The organism is Shewanella corallii, from assembly GCF_023349125.1.
GTDB lineage: Bacteria > Pseudomonadota > Gammaproteobacteria > Enterobacterales > Shewanellaceae > Shewanella > Shewanella corallii.
The window spans coordinates 113,992-140,375 of record NZ_JAKIKT010000002.1; the positions used below are offsets into that span (position 1 = coordinate 113,992).

Here is a 26,384-nt window from a genome sequence, read left to right on the forward strand (position 1 = left end):
GTGACATGTTTTACAGCGCTAAAGCTATCCCGCCCCTGATGTTCCTGTGGTTATGGAGCAATGCGGTCAGCGGCCAGGAAGAGAATACCCAGGAAAACACAGAAGAGCCCAAAGCAGCATTGGAAACCATTACTGTCACCGCACAGCGTCGGGACGAAAGCGTCCAAAAGGTGCCAGTGGCAGTTACTGCAATGAATGCAGATATGATAGAAAGGCAAGACGTTCATAACCTCAATACCATTGCAACCCGGGTCCCGGGTCTCACATTCAGTCCCTTCTCCCCGGGTCAGAACATCATCAGTTTAAGAGGTGCCTCCTCCAATGATGACGGCGCGGGTACAGACAATTCAGTCGCTGTCTTTATCGATGATGTTTACCTGGGCAGAGTTTCCAATGTTAATCCTGAGATGTTTGATATTGAGCGAATTGAGGTGCTGCGGGGTCCACAAGGGACACTTTATGGTAAAAACACCATTGGCGGCGCCATCAATATTATCTCCAAGTTACCCAATCTCGATGAGTTGGAAGCCAAACTAAAGCTCAATATTGGTAACTACTCTCGCTTTGATACTGCAGGATTTATCAGCGGCCCGCTGTCGGAAAACATCGCTGGTAAATTGAGTTTTTCCAACCGGGTCAATGATGGTTGGGTCAATAACGTGACGCTCGACAAGAAGCAGAAGGACAATGATGTCTTTGCGGTGCGGGGACAGCTGTTGTTCGACAACAGCGATTTTCAAACATTATTAAGTGCTGACTATTCCAGGTTAAATGTCGAAGACATGGCACGAATCCCCGTGGATACCGGCGATGAATTGGACCCGGCCATATGGTACCCAAGCTATGCTGCAGTCTGTCCCGAAGGAGCACCATTTTGCGCCGCTGGTGCAATCGATGGTTACTCAAAGCAGACCGCCTATGGCCTGAGTGCAAAGCTCACCTGGGACTTCGATGCTGGTCAACTGATTTCAATCTCGGCTTACCGGGACAGTAAATCAGATTGGAATATGGATTCAACTGGCAGCCCGGCTTTGGCGTTAATCGACGATATTTATGAAACAAGTGATCAGTTTTCTCAAGAGTTCCGCTGGGTAAGTGAACTGGACTCCTTCAAGTACGTCAGTGGACTTTGGTATATGACGGAAAATACAGATCGCTCAGAGTGTTTTGACCTTTCCGTTGGCAGTGACTGTACCCTGGCAACAGATGGCAGTGACTACTATCGTCAGGTCAATAAAACGGAAAGTTATGCCATTTTCGGCCAGGGCGACTGGAATTTTACTGATGATTGGATCCTGACTCTCGGTGGTCGCTACTCGTACGAGACCAAAACCATAGACAACCAGGCTATTGCTGGCAACTTCGTTATTATCAACGAAAACTTTGGAACCGACACCCCCGTAAGATTGAAAGAGAGTTGGAGCGCATTTACGCCCAAAGTCGCACTCAAATATGAAGTCAGTGACGATATCACCACTTATCTCAGTTATGCCCGGGGCTTCAAAAGCGGTGGCTTCCCGGCAGCACCTCAGTCAATTGAAGACACTAAAGCGCTCAATCCTGAAAAAGCTGACAACATTGAGCTCGGGATAAAATCAGATATCACAGATACCTTCAGATTAAACACCACTGTATTCCATACCAAATATAAAGATCTGCAAATCCAGAGTTTTGGCCCAAGGGATGCCGGTGATTCATTTGGTGTATTCAATACCTTTAATGCGGGTGATGCAGAGTTGACCGGGGTTGAACTGGAGTTTGCCTGGATCCCCATTGAAGACCTTAAAATCTTTGGCTTCTATGGTTATATGGACAGTAAATTCGTAGACACTGTCGTGCCCAACTCCGCGTATCCCAATCAATCCGGCCAGGAAATGTTGAGAACTCCCAAAAACAAGTATTCAATCAATCTTGAACACTACCTGGATCTCGACTCAGGGGCCTATTTTACCACCAACATCAGCTACAGATTTACCGACGACCAACGTGGTGAACTAGAGCCTTACGCGATTCAACCTGCGTTTGACCTGATTGATGCGAGCGTAACCTGGCACTCAGCAAATGATGACTGGAAAGTCTCTGTATGGGGTAAGAACCTGGCTGATGAAGCTTATATCACGCACCTTTATACCGTCGCATCAAGCGTTGTGGCAGTGTACGGAGAGCCCAGAATGTATGGAGTTAGCGTGTCCTGGCAGATGTAGCATCCGTTTCGGCACATAAAAAAGGGATGACCAAAGTGTCATCCCTTATTATTTGTTAAGCAGCCTTTATGGGCGATAAACCTTAACGTTGTCGTAGCCCTGCTCTTGCAGGTACAGAGCTTGCAGCTTGCTCATGACACCACGCTCACAGTACAGCAGGTATGTTTTGCTGCGGTCCAGATCGGCGAACTGAGTGGCCAGCTTGAAGAAAGGAATCACCTTCACCTCCACGCCATCAATCTCCAGCGGGTTGTTCTCTTCCTCTTCAGGAGCACGAATATCAACCACAATCTCTTGCGCAGCAACAGCGTTAACAGTTTCAGTTTCAGTGACTTTGGTATCCATGCTGGCAGCAATCTCCCGGATATCGATAATCTTGGCGTCTTCCAGAACCCTGTCGATCAGGTCTTCAGAAAACTTTTTCTCTTCTTCTTCAATCTTGGACAGCACCGCCTTAACGGTCGGGCGCTGGGAGATCACACCACAGTACTCAGGCATGGATTTGGCAAAATCCTCTGTCCCAATACGGCGGCTTTCGTTGACTATGTCCTGCTTGTCCATGGTGATCAGCGGGCGCAGGATCAGCAGTTCAGTGCAGCGGTCAATAACGTTCAGGTTGGTCAGGGTCTGGCTGGATACCTGACCCAGACTCTCACCTGTTACCAGCGCCTGAATGCCCATGCGCTCAGCCACGCGGGCCGCGGTACGCATCATCATACGCTTGAGGATAACGCCCATCTGGCCATTATCGATACGCTCCAGAATCTCTGCAACTACTGGCTCGAAAGGCACAGATACGAACTTCACCTTGTGAGACTCACCGTAGGTCTTCCACAGATGATAAGCCACCTGCTTCACTCCAATCTCGTGCTGAGCACCGCCGAGGTTAAAGAAACAGTAGTGAGTACGAGCGCCCTTCTTGATGAACTGGAAGCTGGATACACCTGAGTCAAAACCACCAGAGATCAATGACAGTACATCTTCCTGACTGGCCATAGGGAAGCCGCCCAACCCCTGGACACGCTCTTCCACCATATAAAGCTTCTGCTTATCGATTTCCAGATTGATGGTCATATCCGGAGCTTTCAGCTTAACGCCCGCCGCTTCAGTGTTTTGGTTCAGACCACCGCCGACATAGCGTTCCACTTCAATGGATTTAAAGTCATGCTGACCAATGCGCTTTACACGCACACAAAAGGTTTTGCCCTTCAGTTGGTCACGATAAACCGGCAGTGCGATCTGGTAGATATCATCCATGGTCTCAAAGGTGTATTCACTCACTTTAAGCGAGTGAGCAATACCGGGAATACACTGCAAACGCTCAGCAACTTTATCGACAAGATCCATTTTGTCTGCAGGAACCACGACCACCAGTTTATCCCACAAGTTCTGAACCTTGATATCTTCATCAATTTTCTTGAGCACATTGCGGATATTGGTTTCAAGCATTTTAGTAAAGCGTTTCCTTACCGATTTGCTCTTCATCATGATTTCTGGATACAACTTAACGATAAACTTCATGGGTTATCCCGAGGACAGTGTTTCAGTTTCAAATAGCAATCCGGCCATTATATCAAATTGGATTACAGTGACGCACCCAATTTGATTTTGGTCGATAATGGGCAAAAGCAAAAACGCCCATCAAAGATGAGCGTTTTGTTTGGTAAAGCGGGGATGGAGATTAAGGTTCCTGCACGGAAATTTCATCGGACTCTTTGGGCTTGCCCTGCTCTATCGCGATTTCCACCCGGCGGTTACGGGCCCGGTTGGCTGCTGAGGTATTGGGCACCAGCGGGTTATTGGAGGCCATACCGACCACCTTCATACGCCCCTGATTAATGCCTCTTACCCGGGAGAGTTCCTGAGCCACAGAGACAGCCCGGGTTGCCGACAGATCCCAGTTAGAACTGTAGAGCTCATTGCTGATTACCATATCGTCGGTGTAACCCGCCACAGTAATCACGCCGGGAACATCCTTGAGCGTCTCGCCTATGGTTCGAATAATAGGCTTAACTCTTGGCTGCAAGAAGCCTGAGCCGGATGCGAAAGAGCCTTTCTCACGGATACGGATAATGATCTGTTGCCCCAAAGACTCCAGCTCCACCGCGCCATCAATAATCTCTTTTTCCAACTGCTCAGCCAGCTTCTTCACCTGCTCGTTGACCTGCTCCTGCTCAGACTCAGTTTGGCTGTCTGATGCCGCTGCGGAACTTTGTACAGATGTAGCAGATGATTGACCGCCCCTTTGCTGACCATCCTGGCTTTGAATACCACCACTGCTGTCGTCATCACCGGCCTGTACGTTCAGCACCTGCTCGGTCATCTCGTTAGTCTGCTGGGTAATGACTTCAATGGGCGTGGGGTCCGGACGACCAGGCCTGAACTCCAGTGCAATCACCGAAGTCCCTTTGGGGATATCCTTAACGTTAACTTTATTCTGCACACCAAAGGCGTACTTCATGGAACCGGCAATCTGTTTGAACTTAACCACGTCCATTTCAGAGAAGGCCAGCAGCAGTACGAAGAAGCACATCAGCAGCGACATGAGGTCAGCAAAGGTTGCCAACCACATTGGAGCGCCTGGTGGGGGACAATCACACTTCTTCTCAGCCAAAATCTACTCCCCGCCGGTCGTGTCGATTTGCCGCTTACCTTCGTTGAGGTAGTTCTTGAGGAAGGTCTCAATGACGCGGGGATTCTGGCCGTCCTGAATCGCCAGTACCGCGTCCATAATCAGGTTCTTAACCATCACCTCTTCGGTCATACGCAGCGCCAACTTATCGGCAATGGGAATTGCCACCATGTTTGCCAGCATTGCACCATACAGTGTGGTCAACAATGCAACCGCCATCGCAGGACCAATGGACTTGGGGTCATCCATGTTTGACAGCATGGCCACCAGACCAACCAGAGTACCAATCATACCCATGGCTGGTGCCACATCCCCGAGTGCAGTGAACAGGCTTACACCCGCCTTGTGCCGCTCCTCGGTCAGGCCAATATCCTTTTCCAGCGCTTCGCGCACGACATCGCCATCGTGACCATCCACCAGCATGTCCACAGCTCTTTGCATAAAGGGATTGGAAATCTGGGCCTCTTCCAGTGCCAGAAAGCCACCTTTACGGGCAGCATCAGCCATGTTCACTGACTGTTCGATCAGCTCTTCCGGCTTATCCAGCTTAAACATAAAGGCCTTGACGAAAATCTTACCCGCACCTATGACCGATGCCAGATTGAACTTCATCATTACAACGAAAAGGGAACCACAGCCTACGATAAGAATGGAGGGAACATCGATAAAAATAGAGAGACCGCCACTACTGACCATAGCGCCGATAACAAAGCCAAATGCCCCGAGAATGCCGATGAGTGTTGCTAAATCCACTTAACGCTCCTAAATAAACAAGGCACAAACCTGCGCCTGAATCCCTGAAATGCACCCACCGCTGCGTTAGCCGGGTTATTGTCAGTCCAAATGCTGACTTTGATTCTGCCCGCTAACCGGATGTCACCTATTCTCAGTTATCGGACAACTTCAAGGCAAGTTTAGCTTCTTTTTATTTTTTCTAACAAAAAATCCCCAATAAAGCGTGCTGTTGTGCAAATATCCAACGTCCTGATTTGACCCAAACAACGCCCTGAGATACCTTGTGCAAGCCTGAATATTAGGAAAGACAAAGTGGCCAAAAAACCGGAAAATCTCAGTTTTGAAGAGTCCCTTGCCGAGCTGGAGCAGATTGTTGCTCAGCTGGAGCGCGGGGAGATCCCGCTGGACGATGCACTCAAGCAATTTGAACGGGGCATAGCCCTGGTACGCAGCAGCCAGACCAAGCTGGAACAGGCACAGCAACAAGTTGCCATTTTGATGCAACCCGATGACCAAGCCCCGCTGTCGAGCTACAACACCGAGGTAGAGTAAGCGTGTTAGCCGATGCCATTATCGAGTATCAACAGCGTGTTGATGCTCAGCTCAAACAGCACCTGAGTGGGCTGGATGACCATGCAGCTACCCTGAAAGCAGCCATGACCCATGGTGCTTTGATTGGCGGTAAAAGAATAAGACCCTTCCTGGTATACAGTGTTGGCACCATGTTGAATGTGCCCCTGCACAAACTCGACGCCTGCGCTGCAGCCATCGAATGTATTCACGCCTATTCACTGATCCATGACGACCTGCCGGCGATGGACGACGATCACTTAAGACGTGGCCAGCCGACTGTGCATATCGCTTTTGATGAAGCCAGTGCCATCCTTGCAGGTGACGCGCTGCAAACGCTGGCTTTTGATATTCTCAGTCAGCCTATTGAAGGCCTGACTGCACAGCAGCAGTTAAAACTGGTTGCCACCCTGGCCAAAGCCTCCGGCTATCAGGGCATGTGTGGCGGACAGGCAATCGATCTGGCCAGTGAAGGTAAACGTATTGATTTGGCAACCCTGACCCGGTTGCACAATAAAAAGACAGGCGCACTGATCCGATGCGCCGTAGAAATGGCTCTGATTTGTACCGATGCCAGCGATAAAGACAGCGCCGCCATGCTGGAATATGCCGATGCCATAGGGCTGGCGTTCCAGGTGCAGGACGACATTCTGGATATCACGGCCACCACTGAAGAACTGGGTAAACCTCAGGGTTCCGATACCCAGTCCGACAAGAGTACCTTCCCTCAACTACTTGGGCTCGAAGGTGCGCAGGAGACGGCACAACAGCTGGTCGAGGATGCTCTGTCAGCCTTGAAAACTTTGCCGTACAATAGCCAGTTAATTGCAGACTTCGCCCGATACATTATCGAGCGGAGAGTATAACAAGAGATAAAGTTGCTCATTATGAGTTTGGACATATCGCATTACCCCTTGTTGGCACAGGCCAACACCCCGGACGAGCTGCGACAGCTGCCCCCATCAGTGTTGCCTCAGGTAGCCGATGAGCTGCGTGAATTCCTGCTCAAGTCCGTGGGCATTTCCAGTGGCCACTTTGCTTCCGGCCTGGGGACAGTCGAACTGACTGTGGCACTTCACTATGTATACAACACCCCGTTCGACCGTCTGATCTGGGACGTGGGCCATCAGGCTTACCCCCACAAGATTTTGACCGGACGTCGTGACCGCATGCCCACCATTCGTCAGAAGAACGGCCTGCACCCTTTCCCATGGCGTGAAGAGAGTGAATACGACACCTTCAGTGTGGGTCACTCAGGTACCTCTATCTCTGCGGCGCTGGCAATGGCTGTTGCCGCCGAAAAAGAGGGCGAAGGTCGTAAAGTGGTCGCCGTGATCGGTGATGGTGCCATGACCGGCGGTATGGTGTTTGAAGCACTTAACCATGCAGGTGATCTGCACAACGACATGCTGGTCGTGCTGAACGACAACGAGATGTCCATCTCTGAGAACGTGGGTGCTCTGAACAACCACCTGGCTAAACTGATGTCAGGTCGTTTCTACACCACCATTCGTGAAGGCGGTAAAAAGGTACTGCAGGGTATGCCGGTTATCAAAGAGATGGCCAAGCGTACCGAAGAGCACCTGAAAGGCATGGTAGTTCCCGGCACCTTGTTTGAAGAGCTGGGCTTCAACTATATCGGCCCAATCGACGGCCATGATGTGAATGCTCTGGTCGAGACCATGAGCAATATGCGCAACCTGAAAGGGCCGCAGATCCTGCATATCATGACCAAAAAGGGTAAAGGCTATGAACCGGCAGAGCGCGACCCTATCGGTTGGCATGCTGTGCCCAAGTTTGACCCAAGCACCTTTGCCAAGCCCGCCAGTAAACCCGGCAAGCCGACCTTCTCTCAGGTGTTTGGAAAGTGGTTGTGTGATATCGCCGCCACAGATGAAAAAGTGCTGGGTATCACCCCTGCCATGCGTGAAGGTTCAGGCATGGTGGAGTTCTCCCAACGCTTCCCGAAACAGTATTTTGACGCCGCTATTGCTGAGCAACACGCAGTCACTCTGGGTGCCGGTTTTGCCTGTGAAGGCTTTAAACCTGTGGTGGCAATCTACTCCACCTTCCTGCAGCGCGGTTATGACCAGCTGATCCACGATGTGGCTCTGCAGCGTTTGCCAGTGCTGTTTGCCATCGACCGTGGCGGTATTGTGGGTGCTGACGGCCCAACTCACCAGGGTGCATTCGACCTGAGCTTTATGCGCTGTATTCCAAACATGGTGATTATGGCGCCGAGTGACGAAAACGAATGTCGTCAGATGCTCTACACAGGCTACTGCTATAACGATGGCCCTACTGCCGTGCGTTACCCACGAGGCAGTGCCACAGGTGCCGAGCAGGTAGAAGAGATGACCGCCATGGAGATAGGCAAAGGCCGAATCGTCCGTGAATCCTCAGGTGGCAAGCGTATTGCCATTCTCAACTTTGGCACCACGCTGGCGGCAGCGCTGGAAGCCGCAGAGGCTCTGGATGCCACTGTGGCCGATATGCGTTTTGTCAAACCGCTGGATGAGGCCCTGACCGAGCAGCTCGCTTCGGAGTATGACTTCGTCATCACAGTGGAAGAGAACGCCATCAAAGGCGGCGCTGGCAGCGGCGTGCTGGAGTTTATGGCCAGCAAACGTCTGCTCAAGCCGGTTCTGCAAATCGGCTTGCCCGATGAATTTATCAAGCACGGTGCACCGGAAGAGATCACCACAGAGCTTGGACTTGATGCCAAAGGTATTGAGCAGCAAATCCGCGCATTTATAGATTGATCTCATTCAGATAAGACACCCATTAAAAAACCCGGCGCTGCCGGGTTTTCTATTTACATTTCAACTTCCTGAAGTAACGCAAGGTTTCCGTTTTTTTGTAAGCCGGTTCCAACTTTTCACTGATTTCACAGAAAGCCCGGCGCTTTTCTTGCGCCAGATCACATCAATTCCGGTCTGTGGTTGGTAATTTTATTACCGAAACGAGCAGAAACCGAAACAGGAGAGTTTGCATAACTCGTTGCTTATCAAGGCTATTAATGCCCTTTGTCAGACACGACTTATGTGAATTTTTACTGACTTGAGAGGTGACCTATGGCCGCTAAATTCTTTATCCCTTCCGTGAACACTTTGGGTCAGGGCGCACTGGACGATGCCATCAACGACATCAATGCCCTGGGCTTCAAACACGCGCTGATCGTCACTGACAAACCCCTTGTAGATATTGGCCTGGCCGGTGAGCTGATTGAAAAGCTGGGCGCAGGTGGCGTGCAATCCACTCTGTTTGACGGCGTGCAGCCAAACCCAACCGTCGGCAATGTTGAAGCTGGACTGGCACTGCTGAAAGCCAATGCCTGTGACTTTGTTATCTCCTTCGGCGGCGGCTCTCCACACGACTGCGCCAAAGGTATTGCACTGGTGGCCACCAATGGCGGCTCCATCAAAGATTATGAAGGTGTAGACCAATCCGCCAAACCACAAATGCCCCTGGTTGCCATTAACACCACAGCCGGTACCGCCAGTGAGATGACACGTTTCTGCATCATTACCGATGAAGAGCGTCATATCAAAATGGCCATTGTGGACAAGCACACCACACCAATATTGTCGGTCAACGACCCAGAGCTGATGCTGAAAAAGCCAGCCAGCCTGACTGCTGCGACCGGTATGGATGCGCTGACCCACGCCATTGAGGCTTATGTGTCTGTTGCCGCCAACCCGATTACTGATGCCTGCGCCATCAAGGCCATTGAGCTTATCCACCAGCATCTGGAGCACGCGGTGAAAGATGGCAGTAATATCAATGCCCGTGAGCAGATGGCCTACGCCCAGTTCCTCGCAGGTATGGCTTTCAACAACGCCTCTTTGGGTTATGTACACGCCATGGCGCACCAACTGGGTGGCTTGTACGACCTGCCACACGGTGTCTGTAACGCCCTGCTGCTGCCTTATGTGCAGGAGTACAACGCTCAGGTCGCTGCGGGTCGATTAAAAGATGTGGCCAAGGCCATGGGAGTAGATGTGGCTCAAATGAGTGATGAGCAAGGTGCCGAGGCTGGTATCACTGCCATTAAGACTCTGGCTGATTCTATCAATATTCCCGCCAGCCTGACTGAGCTGGGAGTGAAGGAAGCGGATATCCCACTGCTGGCAGAGAACGCCCTGAAAGATGCCTGCGGCCTGACCAACCCCAAACAGGCAACCCATGAAGAGATCTGTCAGATCTTCAAAAATGCGCTGTAACTTCAAATAAACAACTAAAAAAGAACCCAGCCTGAGCTGGGTTCTTTTTTATCTATCAGTCATTCACTTCGCCATCAGGAAGCTGACCTGGATTCATCGGCGGAGAGATTGCCTCCCTGACCTTTCAGCTTTTCCCTCAGCTGCTGCAAAATCACGTAGAACACCGGCACCAACAAAGTTCCCACCAGTGTTGCAGCCAACATGCCACCAAACACAGAGTAACCCAGTGACTGACGGGAGCCGGCACCGGCACCTGTGGCCATCACCAAAGGCATAACCCCCAGAATAAAGGAGAAGGCAGTCATCAATACGGCGCGGAATCTCAACCTGGCGGCCAGTTCCCCCGCATCCAGAATCGACTTGCCCTCTTCTCTAAGCTGCTTGGCAAACTCCACAATCAGGATGGCGTTTTTACTGGCCAGGCCAATCAGCAGCACCAAACCAATCTGGGCATAGAGGTTAAGCTCAGAGCCCACCAGGGCGATATTGATAAAGGCGCCCAGAATTGCCACAGGCACAGCAAACATCACCGCAAAAGGAATGGTCCAGCTTTCGTACTGAGCCACCAGGAACAGATAGGTAAATACCAGCGCCAGACCGAAAATCAGTGGCGCCAGATTACCAGCCCGAATCTCCTGGAAGGTCTGGCCTGTCCATTCAAAGCTGTAGCCCGCAGGCAGGCTTTCGGCGGCTCTTTCCATGGCGGCAATGGCATCACCTGAGCTGTACCCCGGAGCCGGGAAGCCGTTAATGGTGGTGGATGAGAACATGTTGTAGCTGTTGATCACATCCGGCCCCAAAATCGGGGTCACCTTAACCAGAGTACTCAGGGGGATCATCTCACCGCTGCTGCTGCGCACATAGAAACGGGCGATATCCTTGTCGGAATCCCTGAACTCCCCTTCTGCCTGTAACATCACCCGGAACACCTTGCCGTAACGGTTAAAGTCGTTCACATACATGGAGCCCAGCATGGTCTGCATAGTAGTGAATATTTCGGTTAACGGAATGCCCAGCGCTTTGGCTTTTGCCCTGTCCACATCCACATACATCTGCGGCACATCGGCTCTGAAGTTACTGAACGCCATAGCGATCTCAGGTTGTTGGCTGGCCTGCATCACCAGAGCCCGCATCACAGATGACAGCTCCTGGGCTGAGCGCCCCTGAGTGTCCTGCAGTACAAACTCAAAGCCGCCGACGCTGCCGACACCAGGAATAGGCGGCAGCGAGAAGGCCATGGCATTAACCGATGGATTGGCGGCGTACTTTGCCTGCAACCTGGCAACTATGGCGCTCTCTTCCATATCCGGCGTATCCCGCTCGCTCCAGTCAGACAGGGACACAATCATCAAACCACCGTTGGACGATACAGAGCCGGTCAGAATACTGAAGCCGGAGGCGTGGATAACATGTTCCACTCCGGGCTCTTTCAGCGTCAGTTCAACCAGGTCACGCATCACAGCTTCGGTCCGGTTCAGCGAAGCACCATCCGGCAACTGAATATCCACCATAAAGGCTTTCTTATCCTCCATGGGCACAAAGCCTGTGGGCAGAGTCTTGCCCAGAATAGCCGTAGCGGCCATCAGCCCGGCAAATACCATAATCACCAGGGTCGTTTTGCGCACCAGAGTAGCAACCACACCTGAGTAACTGTCGGTCAGGCGATTGAAGTAACGGTTGAAGGTCGCATGGAAGCCCTGTGTATGCTCCTTTGGCGGGCGCATAATAGTGGCACACAGTGCCGGACTCAGGGTCAACGCATTAATTGAGGAGATAAGCACTGAGATACAGATGGTGACAGAGAACTGAGCGTACATCTGCCCAGTGATACCGGGCATCACTGCCGTAGGCGCAAATACCGCCAGCAACACCAGGGTAGTGGCCACAATGGGGCCCGTCACCTCTTGCATCGCCCTGGCCGTCGCCTCTTTCGGATCCATCCCCTCCTGCATCAGTCGGGTCACGTTCTCCACCACCACAATGGCATCATCCACTACAATACCGATGGCGAGAATCAGGGCGAACAGAGACACAGTATTGATACTCATGCCTGAAGCCAGCAGGAAGGCAAAGGTACCTATCAAAGAGACAGGAATCGCGATGGCAGGGATCAGTGTGGAGCGGAAATCCTGGAGGAAGATATATACCACCAGAATCACCAGCGCCACCGAGATAAACAGGGTCTGCACTACCTCATCGATAGAGGTCTCAACAAACTCTGTGGTGTCATACAGCACCTTGTATTCCAGATCTTTGGGGAAGCTCTGGGCCAGTCTTTCCATCTCGGCACGAATCCCCTGAGCCACCTCCAGCGCGTTGGCATCCGGCGCCTGATAGATGGAGATAATCGCCGATGGCTTGTTATCCAGCTTGCCCTGGGCATCATAAGTTTGAGAGCCAAGTTCGACCCTGGCCACATCCCCCAGTATCACCATGGAGCCATCGGTATTGGCCCTGAGCACCACGGCCTGGAAATCCTCAACCGTCTGCAGTCGTCCCTGGGTTTGCAATGTGTACTGGAACTGCTGATCCGGATTCACAGGTGCTGCACCGATACGACCGGCCGCCACCTGAATATTCTGCTCCTGCAATGAGCCAATGACATCCTTGGCGGTAATGCCAAAGCTGGCCATTTTGTCTGGATCCAACCATACCCGCATAGCGTAATCCAGGGCACCGATAATCTGCACCTTGGAAACACCGTCCTGACGGGACAGGGCATCTTTGATATTCAAACCGGCATAGTTGGTAATAAACAGAGAGTCGAAGGTCTCATCCGGCGACACCAGGTTCACCACCATCAGAATATTGGGACTCTGCTTCTCAACCTTAACCCCCTGACGCTTCACCTCTTCCGGTAAGCGCGGGGTCGCTTGCTGCACCCGGTTTTGCACCTTCACCTGAGCCATATCGGCATCAGTACCCACATCGAAGGTCACACTCAATGAGTAGCTGCCGTCGTTGGAACTCTTGGACGACATATATAGCATGCCCTCCACGCCGTTCACTTCAGCCTCAAGCGGTTGGGCAATGGTGTCACGCACAATATCGGCGCTGGCACCGGAGTAACTGGTTGAGACGTTCACCTGAGGGGGGGCGATATCGGGAAACTCCGCCACCGACAGCAGTGGGATTGAAATCAACCCCACCAGCGTCAGCACGGTCGAAATCACAAAGGCAAACTTGGGCCTTTTGATAAAAAACTGACTGATCATAGTGCTTCCTTGCTACTGGGTGTCAGAGAAGGGTTTAACGTCCTGCTCAACCGCCTTGACTTCAATGCCGGGACGGATCTTCTGTAAGCCATCCACCACGATCATTTCACCTTCCTCAAGACCTGAAATCACCAACCAGTTGATACCAAACCGGTCTCCCAGCTCCACCAGACGCTTCTGTACTTTATTCTCTGCAGTCAGCACCATCACAAAGCGACCCTGCTGGTCTTCCTGCACCGCACTTTGGGGCACAAGCAGAGCTTCATCTTTCATTGGCGATTCAATCATCAGAGTGACAAACAGGCCAGGTAACAACAGCTTACTCTGGTTATCAAATTTGGCTCGCAGGCCCAAAGTTCCCGTGGCGGCATCTACCCGGTTTGAAACAAAGTCGATGTTGCCGGTTTCCTCGAAAGTAGTGCCATTGGGCAGCTCCAGGCGGACTATCAAATCCTCCAGCGTTAAATCACCCATCTGATTCTCACGGAACTTTTGCTGGGCAGTGATTAAGGCTCGCTCAGGCGCCTGGAATGTCACCCACATAGGGGAAAGCTGCACCAGATTGGCCATCAGGGTTTGAGGGGAAATAATGTCACCAACACTCACCTTAGCGTCACTGATACGGCCAGAGATAGGCGCATAGATTTTAGTGTGTCCAAGCTGCACCTGGGCAGCCTCCAGCGCAGCTTGCGCTTGCACCACAGCCGCTGCTGTGGTCAATTTTCGACTGGTGAGCTCGTCCATATCCTGAGCACTGATCATACCGTCTGGCAGTAGCTTCTTACCCCGCTCCCAGTTCATGATGGCCACATCCCGTGAGGCTTCTGCCTGAGTCAGCATGGCTTTTTGCTGCTCAACCTGAGCCTGAAAGGTCTGGGGATCCACCTCAAACAACAAGGCGCCGGACTCAACATCATCCCCTTCCACAAAGTGACGCTTAAGCAATTGCCCCTGCACCTGCGCATTGATACTGACATCCTCTGATGCCTGGGTCCGTCCCACAAAGTCCGCCTGCGGCTGAACCGGTTGAACTTCAGCTTTGGCGACCACCACACTGGGCAGTGCCCGTGGTGCCGGTGCCTGATTTTCTCCACAGGCGGAAAGCAATAATGCTGCTCCCCACACCAAACCAACTCGACCAGAAAAAATCCGGACCATATTTGCCTCCTGCAAAAACGGAATCTATAAACTTTTATTTGTCGCTATGCAGGGTAACAATTAATCAACCAGTCAACCACTCAATTGGCTGATGTTTATACAAATATTCTAAAGTTCCGAATTATTTGTCCGGTTTCAACTCACACTTCCTCAGGCTTTGGCTTGACCCTCAGTCAAAAGCTCACCATGATGAAAAAAATCACTATTCAGGGAGTAGAGCGATGACAGCTATCACTCAGGTGTACAACTACACGGTAAGGGTTGTGACTCAATCAGATGTGGAGTCTTTTGATTGGCATACCCATGTTGAGATGAACCATTCCAGTGAAATCGCTCTGGACAGAGTCTATCGCTGGCATAATCAGGGAGGCGAACTGGCGTTGGATTTGGGCGCCTTGCTAATCAAAAAGCAAGCCGACAGGCCAATCTATTACGCACTGCTGCACGAAAGAGTCAACAGTGACAACCATGTGCTGGCAACCTTCAAACTAATCCAGGACCCCAACCACAAAGATGTGGATGTCGGTGAAGTTTTCCAACATATGTTGACTGACTTTCAACAAAAGATCAGTCAGTAAAGCGCAATTAACTGCCATATAGAATTTAGCAAAACAGCCCCGCGGTCTTCCCCGGGGCTGTTTTATTATGGTCCGGGAAATCGCCAGAGAATAGCTGTAAATGTCCAGGCGAATCAGCAAGACCGCCAGCTGCAGCTGATTTTCTCTACCTTTAGCACAAATACCCTAAGCTAATGATATTAAAACACTTAACAAATGGTTATAGATCACATACTGAAGAAATACCCATCAAAGCCAGCGGACAAAACCACCAGAAATGGAAATCAAATAACTCTTTAAATCAATAGGTTATTAATGATTACGTGCTTTTATGAAAGACACATATTCTGAAATGCAAATTGTCGTATTTTTACCACACTGATATGATTCCGCCCAATTCACAGCTCAGATGAGACTGTCCCGGACACTGCAACAACAATTCCCATAACAAAGCATCCCGGAATCCGATTTCTATTTTCCTTCAAGGAGCATGCATTTATGCAAACGCAACCCAATGTGGTTATCGTCGGCGGTGGCGCTGGCGGTATGGAGATTGCTACCAAACTGGGCCATAAACTGGGCCGCAAAGGCAAGGCAAAAGTCACTCTGGTTGACTGTGCCGACAGCCATGTATGGAAACCTCTGCTGCACGAAGTCGCCACCGGCGCACTGGATGTGGGTATTGACGCCCTCAACTACCGCAGTCATGCGGCGGCTCACGGCTACCACTTTCAACAAGGCGCCATGACAGATATCGACCGTCAGCAGCGTCAGGTGATTCTGGCCCCTATTTTTGACGATGCCGGTCGAGAACTGCTGCCAGCCCGTCATATCGACTATGACTACCTGGTGATTGCTATTGGCTCCATTGCCAATGATTTCCGTATCCCGGGCGTTCGCGAGCACTGCGAATTTCTGGACAGCACTGAAGAAGCCATGGCTATCCGTAAGCGTCTGCTGAACAAGTTTATGCGCTACGCCAGCCAGGAACAGCTGGAAGACAAGATCAAGATTGCAGTGGTTGGCGCCGGTGCCACTGGTGTAGAGATGTCTGCCGAAATGCATCACGCCGTTGAGCAGTTGCGCGGTTTTGGCTACAAGATCGACACCAGTCTGCTGGAAGTGACCCTGATTGAAGCCGACGACCGTATTCTGCCTAAGGTAGAAAAGCCGGGCATTTCAGAGTCTGTCACCCGTGAGCTGGAAAAGCTGGGTGTTAACGTCATGACCAATACCCGTATTACCCAGGTCGACAGCAACAGTCTGACCACCTCCGAAGGTGTTGAGTTGCCTGCGGACATGGTGATCTGGTCAACAGGCGTAAAAGCACCTGATTTCCTGAAAAATATCGGTGGTCTGGAGAGCAACAACATCAACCAGGTGATGGTTAAGCAGAATATGCAAACCACGCTGGACGAGCGCATCTTCTCTATCGGTGACTGCGCCGCCTGTCCTCAGGCTGATGGCAGCTTTGTTCCACCACGTGGTCAGAGCGCCCGTCAGATGGCACTGATGACAGCTGACAACATCATGTTGATGATCGATGGTCACGCACCGCGTCATGAGTATGTGTACAAGGATCTGGGTTCTTTGGTGAACCTGTCCCGCTTCCATACCGTGGGTAACCTGATGTCCTTTATCGGTGGCGGTGTATTGGTTGAAGGCAAGATTGCCCGCTTCGTTTACACCTCACTGTACCGTCGTCACCTGATCGAACTGCACGGTGTGGTACGTGGCACCCTGCTGATGCTGGCCAAAGGTATCAGCCGTATCATCCATCCGCATCTGAAACTGCACTGATGCGCTGAAATCATAGAAAAGCCCGGCAACCAGCCGGGCTTTTTGTTATCCAGTGGTTGACTCAGTAACGACCCAATACAGTGACATCATTACGACGCCGTAAACCGGCCATCTTCCGGTAAGCCTCGAGCGATTGCCAATACCACACTGGTTATGCCCGACTGACACCTACTCAGCTCAGGTTTTGTGCTGTTAATGTCATCAGGCCAGTGAGTAAAGTGGTATATTCCGGCGATATCACTTTCGAAGGAGTTGAGAACCCATGAAGAAAATCATTATTCCTGTGCTTTTGATTGCTGGCTTATCCGCCTGCGCCCAGTTCAAGGAAGCGGGAAAAGAGATTGGTCATGCCACCAAAGAGGCGACCACGGAAATCGGTCATGCGACGCGGGATGCCACCAGAGCCATTGGTCATGCATCCCGGGACGCGGTCAAATCAGTTAAAGAAGAGGTTAAGAGCCAATAACCCTATTTGCGGCCTCTGATATCAAGCGGCATTGGCTCTAATCCCATGGGGAGCCGGTTTACCCTGTTCATCCACGTGGACAAATACCAGCTTGTCTATCGCCACCACGGGCTCCCCTGTCACTTTATTGCGCACCAGGCAAGCCACAGTTATCGAGCTTGAGCCCATGCTGACCAGCTCAAAACCAAACTCCAGTACATCCCCCTGACGGGCAGGTTGGAGGAAATTAATCTCTGAGATCAACTTGGTGACATGGCGCTCACTCTTCATCTGGCAGGCTGCAAATATCGCCGCCTCCTCATCAATCCACGCCAGGATCTGCCCTCCAAATAAGGTATTGGCAGGGTTCAGATGCTCGGGTTTAACCCAGTGTCGACTGTAAAACTTCATTTTGACCTCCTTTACAAACCAGCTGTCTTGCTTTTGCTGTAAAGGAATTGCAGAAACAGTGCCAATAATTAAATCTCAATATAATCAATAAAATAAAAAGCCAGCCTCGATTTCAGGCTGGCTTTATTGCACTGTGAGGGTGAAGCTTGCACCAAGTCAGTACCGGAAGTCACTTTAATCCACTGGCCCCCGACTCTACCTCACAGACAGGATTTAATCGCCTGTATTGTCTTAACCACATCTACACCGCTGATATCTTTGTGAGTCACCAGTCTCAGGGTTGCGCCTGGGGTGATCAAAATTCCCTGCTCCCGCAGACCGGCCGCCAACGCTTTCACATCTATGGATTCGGCGACTTTGGCGAATACCATATTGGTCTGCACCCGGCCCATATCCAACTCAAAGCCATCAATCTGCGCCAACTCAGTAGCCAGCAATCGGGCGTTATCGTGATCCTCAGCCAAACGCTCGACCTGCTCGGTCAGAGCCAGTTTTGCTGCCGCAGCCAGGACACCTGCCTGACGCATACCGCCACCCAACATTTTACGCCAGCGACGGGCTTTGGCGATTAACCTCTCATCACCCAATAGTAGAGAACCCACGGGAGCTGCCAGCCCTTTGGACAAACACAGAGAAACCGAGTCGAAGTACTCGCTGATCTGGGCCATGCTGCGACCACTGGCTACCGCAGCGTTGGCCAGACGAGCACCATCAAGGTGGGTTTTCAGTCTGTGTTCAAAAGCCAACGCCTGAGTATCCGCCAGGAAAGACTCCGGCAATACTATCCCACCTATAGTGTTCTCCAGGCTGATCAGTCTGGTACGGGCAAAGTGAATATCGTCAGGCTTGATGGCACTGCGAATATCATCGAGGGCAATGGTGCCGTCAGCCAGGTTAGTCAGTGGCTGAGGCTGGATACTGCCAAGCACAGCTGCGCCGCCCCCTTCAAATTTGTAGTTGTGAGCCTGCTGACCACAGATATATTCATCGCCGCGTTCACAGTGCGCCATCAGGGCCAGCAAATTAGCCTGGGTGCCAGAGCAAACAAACAGGGCATCATCAAAGCCCAGCAGATCGGCGGCATAGCTTTGCAGCTCATTGACACTGGGGTCATCGCCATAAACATCATCGCCGACTTCGGCTACATACATGGCCTTACGCATCGCCTCTGTGGGCTGGGTTACTGTATCACTGCGAAAATCTATCATTTCGGGTTCCGTAAATGTTGCATTCATGGAAAAACATCAATCAAACATCGAATTTGCGATCAAGTTACAATAATTGCAAATAAAAATACCAATAGCATTAGCCATATCAATAAACCAAGCATCTGCAAATACTTAACCTACCCACAAAAACAGTGCCAAACGCCAACAATCGAAATCATTTAGATTAGTTAATCTAATGTATATTTTTATATTTTATCTGTTGGAGAGTCACAGGTTTTAAGGCAAAATTCTCCTCCATTTTGGTCACAGGTCCAGTACTCATGCAAGAAGCACAATTCATCAGCCTTCTTTGGTTAATCGGTATTCTCGCCGAAGCTATGACCGGCGCATTGGCAGCCGGCAGAAAGCAGATGGACCTGTTTGGTGTTGTCATTATCGGCTGTGCCACAGCGATCGGTGGCGGTACCCTGAGAGATATTCTGCTGGGCAACTATCCCATTATCTGGGTGGAGAATGTCCACTATCTGATCGCCATTGCGTTTGCATCGCTGCTGACAGTCATTATCGCTCCTTTGATGCGTTATCTGTCCAAACTGTTTCTGGCGATCGATGCGCTGGGTTTGGCTGTGTTCTCCATTATTGGTGCTCAAAAAACCCTGGCGCTTGGCTTCAGCCCCGTGGTGGCGGTGGTTATGGGTGTGGTAACCGGTGTGTTTGGCGGGGTTATCCGGGATATTTTATGTAATCAAGTGCCGCTGATCTTCCGTAAAGAGCTGTACGCCATTATCTCTTTGATGACTGCCAGTCTTTATATCGGCCTGAGCTACCTGGGTGTCACTGAATGGGTGAATCTGATCATGTGTCTGAGCTTTGGCTTCAGCTTCCGCATGCTGGCCCTCAAATACAAGTGGTCTATGCCTACCTTTGACTATCAGGCAGAGATAGACACACACGGTCACTGATTACAGCGCTGCTGCCAATCTGAGGACACAAAAAAGCCGGCGTCATCGCCGGCTTTTCGTTATCTGCGCACATCTTATGCAGCAGGAGTCTCTTTGACATACACATCCATTTGAGGATATGGAATACCAATACCGGCCTCATCCAGCGCCAGCTTAATGGTTTCTGTCAGCTCAAAATACGCACCCCAGTAATCGCCTGTCTTCACCCATGGGCGAACCACAAAGTTTACTGAAGAGTCAGCCAATTCAGACACAGCCACTGTGTAAGCAGGGTCTTTCAGCACGTACTGGTTGTTTTCCAGAATGTCGCACAGGATCTGCTTCGCCTGTTTAATGTCAGCATCATAGGAAACGCCAATGACCAGATCGACACGACGTGTGTCCATGGCAGAATAATTGGTAATAGAACCGCTCATAATGGCGGCATTTGGCACAACGACAACCTTATTATCAGGGGTAAGCAACCGAGTAGAGAAGATGGTGATCTCATCCACAGTGCCTGATACACCGGCTGCATCGATATAGTTACCCACGCGGCATGGCTTGAACAGCACCATCAACACTCCGGCAGCGAAGTTAGCCAGTGACCCCTGCAGCGCCAAGCCAACAGCCAGACCGGCAGCACCCACCACGGCGACCAGAGAAGCGGTTTGTACACCGATTTGTCCCAGAGTGGCAATAATGGTGAGGGTAAATACCAGCGCCCATGAAATATTACCGACAAAGCTGACTACCGTGTCATCTATCTTACGCTTTTTAAGCAGCTTAACTGTTATTTTGCGGGCTAGATTGGAGAAGTACTTACCAACTATAAAAATGATAATGGCAAAAATCAGCTTAATGCCATAAGTCATAATTAAGTCAGGAGCTTGCTCCATCAATCCATTTAGATCATTCATGATTTACTCCACCATGTAAAAAGATGTTACAAAGCTAATTGCTTTTTATAACAAACTCAACCCGACGATTGAGATATTTGCCTTTATTATCCAGGTTACTTGCCACTGGCATACTACTTCCCTCTCCGGATACCATTAATCGTTCTGCGCCAACATCATAGTCCGCGATTAATACCTGTTTGACGGTTTCGGCTCTCGCCAGTGACAGGGGCAAGTTGATCTTGTCGCCCCCCTGAGTGTCGGCATGACCAGCCAGCAACATATGGGTATCAGGGTAGGTTTTAAGGAAACGCGCTATATCGGCCAGTGTCGCCCATTGATTCTGGGGTAATTGAGCACTTCCGGTAAGGAAATGGACTGCCACCCGGGCAGCGGCTGCACAATCTGAGGGATATTTACTGCCACTGTCGGTGGGAAGACAGAGTTGGCTCAAGGGCTCTTTGGTGCAGCCATTGGCCAGTACAGCCAGGCCTTTGGGCGTTCCGGGACAGGCATCCTTAAGGTCCGGTACGCCATCAATATCTGTGTCTGACCATGCAAACACATTGTGGGCGCAACTGAATAACAGCAGCGCAAGGGGCCACTTGCTCATCCTTTTTGTCTCCTGAAAAACTCCTTAATCCGGTATAGCCTAATCCCGGGGAGAGTGCAAAGGAATCGTCGATTTTTCAATCAGGTAAACAAACGGCATCCATACCGTAAGACTAACACTCAGCCGCTTTATTTTCGCTTTGAATCTCTGCGGGTTTAGATGCCAGGTACCGGGCTCTGGCTTTGTCGTAACTCCAGTTAAATGCCATGGCGTAGAAAAAGAAAAACACCAGGAATCCGGCCTCCAGCACCAATGCCGCCCACAGGCTTATATCCAGGAACCAGGCGACTACCGGTACAGTGACAAATACCAAACCGCCCTCAAACCCCATGGTGTGCGCAATACGAGTCTTAAGACTGCGCTGATCCCGCGGCACCACGCAGGCCTTATCGAACCAGACGTTATAGATGTAGTTCCAGATAACTGTGTAAAAGCTAAGGCCCACACCTACCATAGCCAGAGAGCCGGTCCCCTTGCCGGTGATCAGCGCCGTCAGGGGAATAATCAGGGACAGGGCAAGCGCTTCAAACAGCACAGCATGAAAGACTCTCTCTTTGGTGCCCATCACCTTGGTTTGTTGCATATCAATCACTCCATAAACAGGGAAATTCACAAGACCCGGCCATTATCATCATGCATAATGATACTTAAAAGTTAGATACTATCTGGTTTATCGATATGTATAGCCTTGAACAACTCGCCTGCTTTGTCGCCACTGTTGAGCATGGTTCCTTTTCTGCTGCCGCCAGAGCCCTGGGCAAGGTGCAATCTGCGGTTAGCCAGCAGGTGATCAACCTGGAAATCGATGCCGACCAAAACCTGTTTATTCGCGAAGGACGCTACCCTGTTCTGACCGACGCAGGCAGCCAGCTATTGCCCTATGCCAAAGCCGTATTGGCTCAACAGCGCAAATTGGAGCAGCAGATACAGCTTCTGGGAAATCAACAGCCGGCAAAACTGACGCTGGCACTGGATGAAGGCATTCCGGTCAGAAAACTGCTACACGTACTGAACGAAATCTCCCGGGAATTTCCCGGTATCGCTATAGAAATGCTGGCGGCTACCAGCTCCGACATCATAGATCTGGTTGAGCATGGCAGGGCAGGAACCGGCCTGGTGTTCTCCTCTTTGGAGTACCCCTCCTCCCTGCACTTCGACAGCATAGGAACAGTGGTATTTGATGTACTGGTTGGCCGGGAACATCTGCTGGCAAGCAGCGAGGCTGTGCCCCTTGAGCAGCTCAAGTTACACAGGCAATTGGTGATAGGTTCCCGTAATGAGATTGGCAGCACCTTTAACATGCCGCTGTCACCGGATGTCTGGTATGCGGATAACTACTATGTACTGAATGAACTGGCTATCTCAGGATTCGGCTGGGCCATGCTGCCCAGACACATAGCTATCGAAGCGGTAAACACAGGTAAACTTGTCAGAGTCCCTTTAGAGGCGGAAAACCTCAGCTGGCACGCTAATGTTGATCTTATCCAGCACGCGTCGGATGCATCAACTCTGGCTGGCAGAAGACTCAGGCAGTTAATTCAGGGCATGTTGGACTGACTCCTTCAAAAAACAAAAAAGCGACCATGAGGTCGCTTTTTGACATAACGCAGCTTTGGCTTACTGCTCAGGCTTTGGCGGGTAGTTGGCCATAATGTCAGCCACTGCCTGGTTGATAAAGGCGGTACGCTCCTGGGGCGTTTTGTGGTCTTTAATGGTGTCAGCAATGCTGCCACGCCAAACCAGTTGTTTGGTCTTGGCATCAACCAGATCCACAATCAAGGTGCCGACATTATATTCACGCACCTGAGTGTGGGTTTGTCCCCACTGACCACCCCAGCCCCAACCGGGACCATAGTATGGGTAGTAAGGGTTGTAACCATAGTTGGTGGTAAAGGTGTCCACATCCACCTTGGTATCAACTTTGGTCAAATAGTTCACCAGCAGCTGAGCCTCTTCCATCGGCACCTGCTTCATCCCTTTCAGCTCAAGCTGGTCATCCACAGCATTACGGACTCTGGCGTCCATCAAGCCATCGAGATGATACTCTGAGCCATCATTAACTGATGTCGCCCAGGCAAAAGTTTTGAACTGATTAAAATCAACATCCGGGTTGTAATCCCAGTTGGTATTGATTGAGCTGCAGGCGCTGAGCATCAGCACAACAGCGGCAAGCATAATATTTTTCATAAGTATCCCACCTGATTCGATGCAGAAAATTAGAACGGTTCCCCCTTCGACCACAGAATCACGAAAAAGTGCAGCAAATCGACTGAAGTTTGCGCAAATTTATTTAAATGCTGGGTCAGATTTCAGGGCAACCAGATAAAAACTCCTTTCACCTTAAAACTTTAGGCATCAATCTACAAGTCGCTGAATGGCTGAGGCATCAGTATCTGAAAGCCTGTGAATTTGCTACACTGCTGAGTCAATCATTCCCTATTAAGCAGCATTATGAGAATCGATCCCAATATCGCTTTAGTCTTCAGTACTGATAAGGGCCGCATCGAACCTGAGCCTGAAACAGAAGTTGTTCCCGAGGGAGATGGCATTGTCCGTATCCACAGAGATTCAAAGGGCCGAAAAGGTAAAGGAGTCAGCGTCATTAAAGGACTGGGACTGGGCTCAGAGGAGCTTAAGCCACTGGCTCAAAAGCTGAAAAAGCAGTGTGGTTGTGGTGGCACAGTCAAAGAGTTTGATATCGAGATTCAGACCGATAACCGTGAGCAACTAAAATCACTGCTCGAAAAGCTGGGTTATCAGGTCAAACTTGCCGGCGGCTGATAACCGGTAAAGGGGGTTTTATGATGATGCAAAGTCTTACCAACCACTTCCTGGTTGCTATGCCGTCCCTTGAAGACACCTTCTTTGAACGCACTGTGGTTTACATCTGTGAACATGACAGCAAAGGCGCCATGGGCCTGGTTATCAACCGCCCGTTTGAGATCCCTGTCGCTGACCTGTTGGAACAGATGGAACTGCAGGCGCCGGTTATCAGGCATCACGACAGCCTGGATCACCCCGTCATGGTCGGTGGCCCCGTCAATCCTGAGCGGGGATTTGTCCTGCATACACCACAGCCAAACTGGAGCAACAGTGAACGCCTGACCGACGATCTGATGTTGACCACCTCCAGAGATATTCTGACTTCCCTGGGTACAGACAAGGCCCCGGATAAGGCGATGGTTATTCTGGGCTATGCCGGCTGGAGTAAAGACCAGCTGGAGCAGGAACTGGCAGAAAACTCCTGGCTGACCATTCCCGCAACCAATGAAATCATTTTCAATGTCCCTTTTGAAGACAGATGGCAACAGGCAACCCGTTCTCTGGGGTTTGATGTTTGGCAGATGTCACAACAAACCGGGCACGCGTAACAGCTTAAAGGGCGGAATATATTTTCTGCCATCTCACAAAGTAAGAGAGTTAGATGAGTACACAAACCGTTCTGGGCTTTGACTATGGCACCAAAAGCATTGGTGTCGCCATTGGCCAGCAGCTGACCGGCAGCGCTTCACCGCTGACTTCACTTAAAGCCGTTGATGGTATTCCCAGGTGGGAACAGATAGAAGCCCTGCTCAAAGAGTGGCAACCGGATCTGGTGGTGGTTGGCTTGCCCTTGAATATGGATGGTACAGAGCAGGAGATGACCCAGCGAGCGCGCAAATTTGCCAACCGTATCAATGGTCGTTTCGGCGTAAAAATTGCCACTCAGGATGAGCGCCTGACCACGGCCGATGCCAAGGCCAGACTGTTTGAACTGGGTGGATATAAAGCACTGACCAAAGATCAGGTCGATGCCGTATCCGCAGTGCTGATTATCGAAAGCTATTTTGAAAGTCAGTATTAGGGGCTGTGGATTAATAAACTCGACTGGGGCAGCCACTCAGCACAGATAACTGCTGCCCCGCCTCTTTACAGTATTACAAACTGATACAAACTAACCTTTTTTCTCACCAAAACCTTGGTGCTCCCCTTCCCCGCAAGCGCTAGCTTAAATCCTGACTTTCCAGCATGGAAAAGGCCTGTATTTCACATTCAGACTGTCAAACGGGGAAATGTATTATGCGTTCAATTGCGACCAAAACCATCTCAACGCTGTTACCACTGCTCATGCTTCTGGGCACAACCAAGGCTTACGCCGAAACAAAGGTGGTCCTGAAAAAAGATCACGTCATTGACCTGCTGTTTCTCAACACAATAGAAAGCACCAGACAAGACCAGAAACAGTATTTCCGGGATGTAGGCCCCAAGGCCCGAACCATGGGATATGAGCCAGTTATTGCATTTCGCATCAACCGAAAGCCTATCAGTGGTAATTACTTCCCGGATACCCTGGCGATTGCAAGCTGGCCGGGAGATATGACTGACAGGGCCGGATATCTGGATACCCTGGAACAGGCTGTGCCCGACCTGCATTCCCGACGATTCGACCACTGGTCAACCTTTAATATGACCCACTACTATGTCCCCCGGAACATCACCATGCAGTTTGACCCGGAAAAAATATATGTACTGAGTGCCTACTGGCCAAAAGATAAAAAGAAATTTGCAACGTTCCGGGAGCAACAATTGGACCGGATTAATAAATTTGGCGGGAAGGTTAAATTGGACCTGGAACAGGGACACTCGCTGTTTGGTTATCTCTATCAACCCCAGGTCACCATGATCACAGAATGGAAGAATCAGACTGCATTTGACGCCTTTCATCAATCAAACCCGGGAAATGACAGGCAGGCTTTGAAACAGCAAAATCAGCTTTATCTTGAGCTAATCCAGCCCAGAAGTTAACGGGTATCAGAAGAAGGCAGCCATTAC

General features: G+C 50.7%; 25 protein-coding genes. 14 read left to right on the forward strand and 11 right to left on the reverse strand.

Translation table 11 applies throughout. From position 1 onward, the window contains the following. Nucleotides 1-5 precede the first annotated feature (5 nt). Nucleotides 6-2,204 carry a TonB-dependent receptor gene (locus tag L2725_RS05760; protein ID WP_249248106.1) on the forward strand — a complete coding sequence of 733 codons (2,199 nt, stop codon included), beginning with the start codon at nucleotides 6-8 and terminating at the stop codon, nucleotides 2,202-2,204. 66 nt (nucleotides 2,205-2,270) lie between these two features. Here the strand turns inward: L2725_RS05760 and thiI are convergent, their stop codons facing one another. The 3 genes from thiI to pomA form a co-directional block, all read right to left on the reverse strand. Further along, a complete protein-coding gene (gene thiI / locus L2725_RS05765) occupies nucleotides 2,271-3,725 on the reverse strand; it encodes a tRNA uracil 4-sulfurtransferase ThiI (protein ID WP_249248107.1) in 1,455 nt (484 codons plus the stop codon). 160 nt (nucleotides 3,726-3,885) lie between these two features. Further along, the gene (locus tag L2725_RS05770) at nucleotides 3,886-4,818 is read right to left on the reverse strand and encodes a flagellar motor protein MotB (protein ID WP_249248108.1); all 933 of its coding nucleotides are present in this window, start codon (nucleotides 4,816-4,818) and stop codon (nucleotides 3,886-3,888) included. Nucleotides 4,819-4,821: 3 nt separating this feature from the next. After that, the gene (pomA, locus tag L2725_RS05775) at nucleotides 4,822-5,589 is read right to left on the reverse strand and encodes a flagellar motor protein PomA (RefSeq protein WP_115135679.1); all 768 of its coding nucleotides are present in this window, start codon (nucleotides 5,587-5,589) and stop codon (nucleotides 4,822-4,824) included. A gap of 294 nt (nucleotides 5,590-5,883) precedes the next feature. Between pomA and xseB the strand changes: the two genes are divergently transcribed. The 4 genes from xseB to yiaY all read left to right on the forward strand — a co-directional run bounded on the left by xseB (nucleotide 5,884) and on the right by yiaY (nucleotide 10,364). Continuing rightward, nucleotides 5,884-6,123 carry an exodeoxyribonuclease VII small subunit gene (gene xseB / locus L2725_RS05780; protein WP_249248109.1) on the forward strand — a complete coding sequence of 80 codons (240 nt, stop codon included), beginning with the start codon at nucleotides 5,884-5,886 and terminating at the stop codon, nucleotides 6,121-6,123. 2 nt (nucleotides 6,124-6,125) lie between these two features. Then, on the forward strand, nucleotides 6,126-7,007 hold the full coding sequence (ispA, locus tag L2725_RS05785) for a (2E,6E)-farnesyl diphosphate synthase (protein WP_249248110.1): 882 nt from the start codon (nucleotides 6,126-6,128) through the stop codon (nucleotides 7,005-7,007). Between the two features lie 21 nt (nucleotides 7,008-7,028). Further along, nucleotides 7,029-8,903 carry a 1-deoxy-D-xylulose-5-phosphate synthase gene (dxs, locus tag L2725_RS05790; protein ID WP_249248111.1) on the forward strand — a complete coding sequence of 625 codons (1,875 nt, stop codon included), beginning with the start codon at nucleotides 7,029-7,031 and terminating at the stop codon, nucleotides 8,901-8,903. A gap of 312 nt (nucleotides 8,904-9,215) precedes the next feature. Beyond that, the gene (gene yiaY / locus L2725_RS05795; RefSeq protein ID WP_249248112.1) at nucleotides 9,216-10,364 is read left to right on the forward strand and encodes an L-threonine dehydrogenase; all 1,149 of its coding nucleotides are present in this window, start codon (nucleotides 9,216-9,218) and stop codon (nucleotides 10,362-10,364) included. A gap of 74 nt (nucleotides 10,365-10,438) precedes the next feature. Here the strand turns inward: yiaY and L2725_RS05800 are convergent, their stop codons facing one another. Together L2725_RS05800 and L2725_RS05805 are read right to left on the reverse strand one after the other, a co-directional pair. After that, nucleotides 10,439-13,579 (reverse strand): efflux RND transporter permease subunit, encoded by a 3,141-nt coding sequence (locus L2725_RS05800; protein WP_249248113.1) that lies wholly within the window; start codon nucleotides 13,577-13,579, stop codon nucleotides 10,439-10,441. Between the two features lie 12 nt (nucleotides 13,580-13,591). Next, nucleotides 13,592-14,737, reverse strand: coding sequence for an efflux RND transporter periplasmic adaptor subunit (locus L2725_RS05805; RefSeq protein WP_249248114.1), 1,146 nt, complete (start codon nucleotides 14,735-14,737; stop codon nucleotides 13,592-13,594). A 221-nt stretch (nucleotides 14,738-14,958) separates the two neighbouring features. Between L2725_RS05805 and L2725_RS05810 the strand changes: the two genes are divergently transcribed. The 3 genes from L2725_RS05810 to L2725_RS05820 all read left to right on the forward strand — a co-directional run bounded on the left by L2725_RS05810 (nucleotide 14,959) and on the right by L2725_RS05820 (nucleotide 17,560). Beyond that, entirely contained in the window at nucleotides 14,959-15,315 is a 357-nt protein-coding gene (locus L2725_RS05810; RefSeq protein ID WP_115135686.1) for a cytoplasmic protein, read from the forward strand. Between the two features lie 477 nt (nucleotides 15,316-15,792). After that, a complete protein-coding gene (locus L2725_RS05815) occupies nucleotides 15,793-17,094 on the forward strand; it encodes an NAD(P)/FAD-dependent oxidoreductase (protein ID WP_249248115.1) in 1,302 nt (433 codons plus the stop codon). 262 nt (nucleotides 17,095-17,356) lie between these two features. Beyond that, a complete protein-coding gene (locus tag L2725_RS05820; RefSeq protein WP_249248116.1) occupies nucleotides 17,357-17,560 on the forward strand; it encodes a hypothetical protein in 204 nt (67 codons plus the stop codon). A gap of 21 nt (nucleotides 17,561-17,581) precedes the next feature. On the opposite strand, the gene L2725_RS05825 is transcribed toward L2725_RS05820, so the two are convergent. Beyond that, nucleotides 17,582-17,950 carry an acyl-CoA thioesterase gene (locus L2725_RS05825; protein WP_248934994.1) on the reverse strand — a complete coding sequence of 123 codons (369 nt, stop codon included), beginning with the start codon at nucleotides 17,948-17,950 and terminating at the stop codon, nucleotides 17,582-17,584. A 200-nt stretch (nucleotides 17,951-18,150) separates the two neighbouring features. Further along, entirely contained in the window at nucleotides 18,151-19,158 is a 1,008-nt protein-coding gene (gene ltaE, locus L2725_RS05830; RefSeq protein ID WP_249248117.1) for a low-specificity L-threonine aldolase, read from the reverse strand. A gap of 281 nt (nucleotides 19,159-19,439) precedes the next feature. Here ltaE and L2725_RS05835 point away from each other — a divergent pair, with 281 nt between their 5' ends. Then, nucleotides 19,440-20,081: a trimeric intracellular cation channel family protein gene (locus L2725_RS05835; protein WP_115135691.1), complete on the forward strand. Its 642-nt coding sequence runs from the start codon at nucleotides 19,440-19,442 to the stop codon at nucleotides 20,079-20,081. A gap of 74 nt (nucleotides 20,082-20,155) precedes the next feature. On the opposite strand, the gene L2725_RS05840 is transcribed toward L2725_RS05835, so the two are convergent. The 3 genes from L2725_RS05840 to L2725_RS05850 form a co-directional block, all read right to left on the reverse strand. Further along, nucleotides 20,156-20,980, reverse strand: a complete 825-nt coding sequence (locus tag L2725_RS05840) for a mechanosensitive ion channel family protein (RefSeq protein ID WP_115135692.1) — start codon at nucleotides 20,978-20,980, stop codon at nucleotides 20,156-20,158. Between the two features lie 34 nt (nucleotides 20,981-21,014). Next, nucleotides 21,015-21,572 (reverse strand): OmpA family protein, encoded by a 558-nt coding sequence (locus L2725_RS05845; protein WP_249248118.1) that lies wholly within the window; start codon nucleotides 21,570-21,572, stop codon nucleotides 21,015-21,017. Nucleotides 21,573-21,684: 112 nt separating this feature from the next. Then, nucleotides 21,685-22,137: a PACE efflux transporter gene (locus tag L2725_RS05850; RefSeq protein ID WP_249248642.1), complete on the reverse strand. Its 453-nt coding sequence runs from the start codon at nucleotides 22,135-22,137 to the stop codon at nucleotides 21,685-21,687. 113 nt (nucleotides 22,138-22,250) lie between these two features. On the opposite strand from L2725_RS05850, the gene L2725_RS05855 reads away from it, so the two are divergent. Beyond that, nucleotides 22,251-23,129: a LysR family transcriptional regulator gene (locus L2725_RS05855; protein WP_249248119.1), complete on the forward strand. Its 879-nt coding sequence runs from the start codon at nucleotides 22,251-22,253 to the stop codon at nucleotides 23,127-23,129. A 60-nt stretch (nucleotides 23,130-23,189) separates the two neighbouring features. On the opposite strand, the gene L2725_RS05860 is transcribed toward L2725_RS05855, so the two are convergent. Further along, nucleotides 23,190-23,759 (reverse strand): DUF4136 domain-containing protein, encoded by a 570-nt coding sequence (locus L2725_RS05860; RefSeq protein WP_248934998.1) that lies wholly within the window; start codon nucleotides 23,757-23,759, stop codon nucleotides 23,190-23,192. A gap of 264 nt (nucleotides 23,760-24,023) precedes the next feature. On the opposite strand from L2725_RS05860, the gene yciH reads away from it, so the two are divergent. The 4 genes from yciH (at nucleotide 24,024) to L2725_RS05880 (ending at nucleotide 26,357) form a co-directional block, all read left to right on the forward strand. Beyond that, nucleotides 24,024-24,353, forward strand: a complete 330-nt coding sequence (gene yciH, locus L2725_RS05865; protein ID WP_249248120.1) for a stress response translation initiation inhibitor YciH — start codon at nucleotides 24,024-24,026, stop codon at nucleotides 24,351-24,353. 26 nt (nucleotides 24,354-24,379) lie between these two features. Then, nucleotides 24,380-24,943: a YqgE/AlgH family protein gene (locus L2725_RS05870; RefSeq protein WP_248935526.1), complete on the forward strand. Its 564-nt coding sequence runs from the start codon at nucleotides 24,380-24,382 to the stop codon at nucleotides 24,941-24,943. A 53-nt stretch (nucleotides 24,944-24,996) separates the two neighbouring features. After that, nucleotides 24,997-25,416 (forward strand): Holliday junction resolvase RuvX, encoded by a 420-nt coding sequence (gene ruvX, locus L2725_RS05875; protein WP_248935000.1) that lies wholly within the window; start codon nucleotides 24,997-24,999, stop codon nucleotides 25,414-25,416. 215 nt (nucleotides 25,417-25,631) lie between these two features. Further along, complete coding sequence (locus tag L2725_RS05880) at nucleotides 25,632-26,357, forward strand: hypothetical protein (protein WP_249248121.1); 726 nt, start codon at nucleotides 25,632-25,634, stop codon at nucleotides 26,355-26,357. Nucleotides 26,358-26,384: the final 27 nt, after the last annotated feature.

Bases quoted from the DNA above. Each gene is read 5' to 3' on its own strand.
- L2725_RS05800 (WP_249248113.1), bottom strand. From the start codon at position 13,579: ATGATCAGTCAGTTTTTTATCAAAAGGCCCAAGTTTGCCTTTGTGATT.
- L2725_RS05850 (WP_249248642.1), bottom strand. From the start codon at position 22,137: ATGGGCACCAAAGAGAGAGTCTTTCATGCTGTGCTGTTTGAAGCGCTT.
- L2725_RS05760 (WP_249248106.1), top strand. From the start codon at position 6: ATGTTTTACAGCGCTAAAGCTATCCCGCCCCTGATGTTCCTGTGGTTA.
- L2725_RS05870 (WP_248935526.1), top strand. From the start codon at position 24,380: ATGCAAAGTCTTACCAACCACTTCCTGGTTGCTATGCCGTCCCTTGAA.
- L2725_RS05855 (WP_249248119.1), top strand. From the start codon at position 22,251: ATGTATAGCCTTGAACAACTCGCCTGCTTTGTCGCCACTGTTGAGCAT.
- L2725_RS05880 (WP_249248121.1), top strand. From the start codon at position 25,632: ATGCGTTCAATTGCGACCAAAACCATCTCAACGCTGTTACCACTGCTC.
- ruvX (WP_248935000.1), top strand. From the start codon at position 24,997: ATGAGTACACAAACCGTTCTGGGCTTTGACTATGGCACCAAAAGCATT.
- ltaE (WP_249248117.1), bottom strand. From the start codon at position 19,158: ATGATAGATTTTCGCAGTGATACAGTAACCCAGCCCACAGAGGCGATG.
- yiaY (WP_249248112.1), top strand. From the start codon at position 9,216: ATGGCCGCTAAATTCTTTATCCCTTCCGTGAACACTTTGGGTCAGGGC.
- L2725_RS05825 (WP_248934994.1), bottom strand. From the start codon at position 17,950: ATGAAGTTTTACAGTCGACACTGGGTTAAACCCGAGCATCTGAACCCT.
- L2725_RS05845 (WP_249248118.1), bottom strand. From the start codon at position 21,572: ATGAGCAAGTGGCCCCTTGCGCTGCTGTTATTCAGTTGCGCCCACAAT.
- thiI (WP_249248107.1), bottom strand. From the start codon at position 3,725: ATGAAGTTTATCGTTAAGTTGTATCCAGAAATCATGATGAAGAGCAAA.
- dxs (WP_249248111.1), top strand. From the start codon at position 7,029: ATGAGTTTGGACATATCGCATTACCCCTTGTTGGCACAGGCCAACACC.
- L2725_RS05840 (WP_115135692.1), bottom strand. From the start codon at position 20,980: ATGAATGATCTAAATGGATTGATGGAGCAAGCTCCTGACTTAATTATG.
- L2725_RS05815 (WP_249248115.1), top strand. From the start codon at position 15,793: ATGCAAACGCAACCCAATGTGGTTATCGTCGGCGGTGGCGCTGGCGGT.
- L2725_RS05810 (WP_115135686.1), top strand. From the start codon at position 14,959: ATGACAGCTATCACTCAGGTGTACAACTACACGGTAAGGGTTGTGACT.
- L2725_RS05820 (WP_249248116.1), top strand. From the start codon at position 17,357: ATGAAGAAAATCATTATTCCTGTGCTTTTGATTGCTGGCTTATCCGCC.
- yciH (WP_249248120.1), top strand. From the start codon at position 24,024: ATGAGAATCGATCCCAATATCGCTTTAGTCTTCAGTACTGATAAGGGC.
- L2725_RS05835 (WP_115135691.1), top strand. From the start codon at position 19,440: ATGCAAGAAGCACAATTCATCAGCCTTCTTTGGTTAATCGGTATTCTC.
- L2725_RS05860 (WP_248934998.1), bottom strand. From the start codon at position 23,759: ATGAAAAATATTATGCTTGCCGCTGTTGTGCTGATGCTCAGCGCCTGC.
- L2725_RS05805 (WP_249248114.1), bottom strand. From the start codon at position 14,737: ATGGTCCGGATTTTTTCTGGTCGAGTTGGTTTGGTGTGGGGAGCAGCA.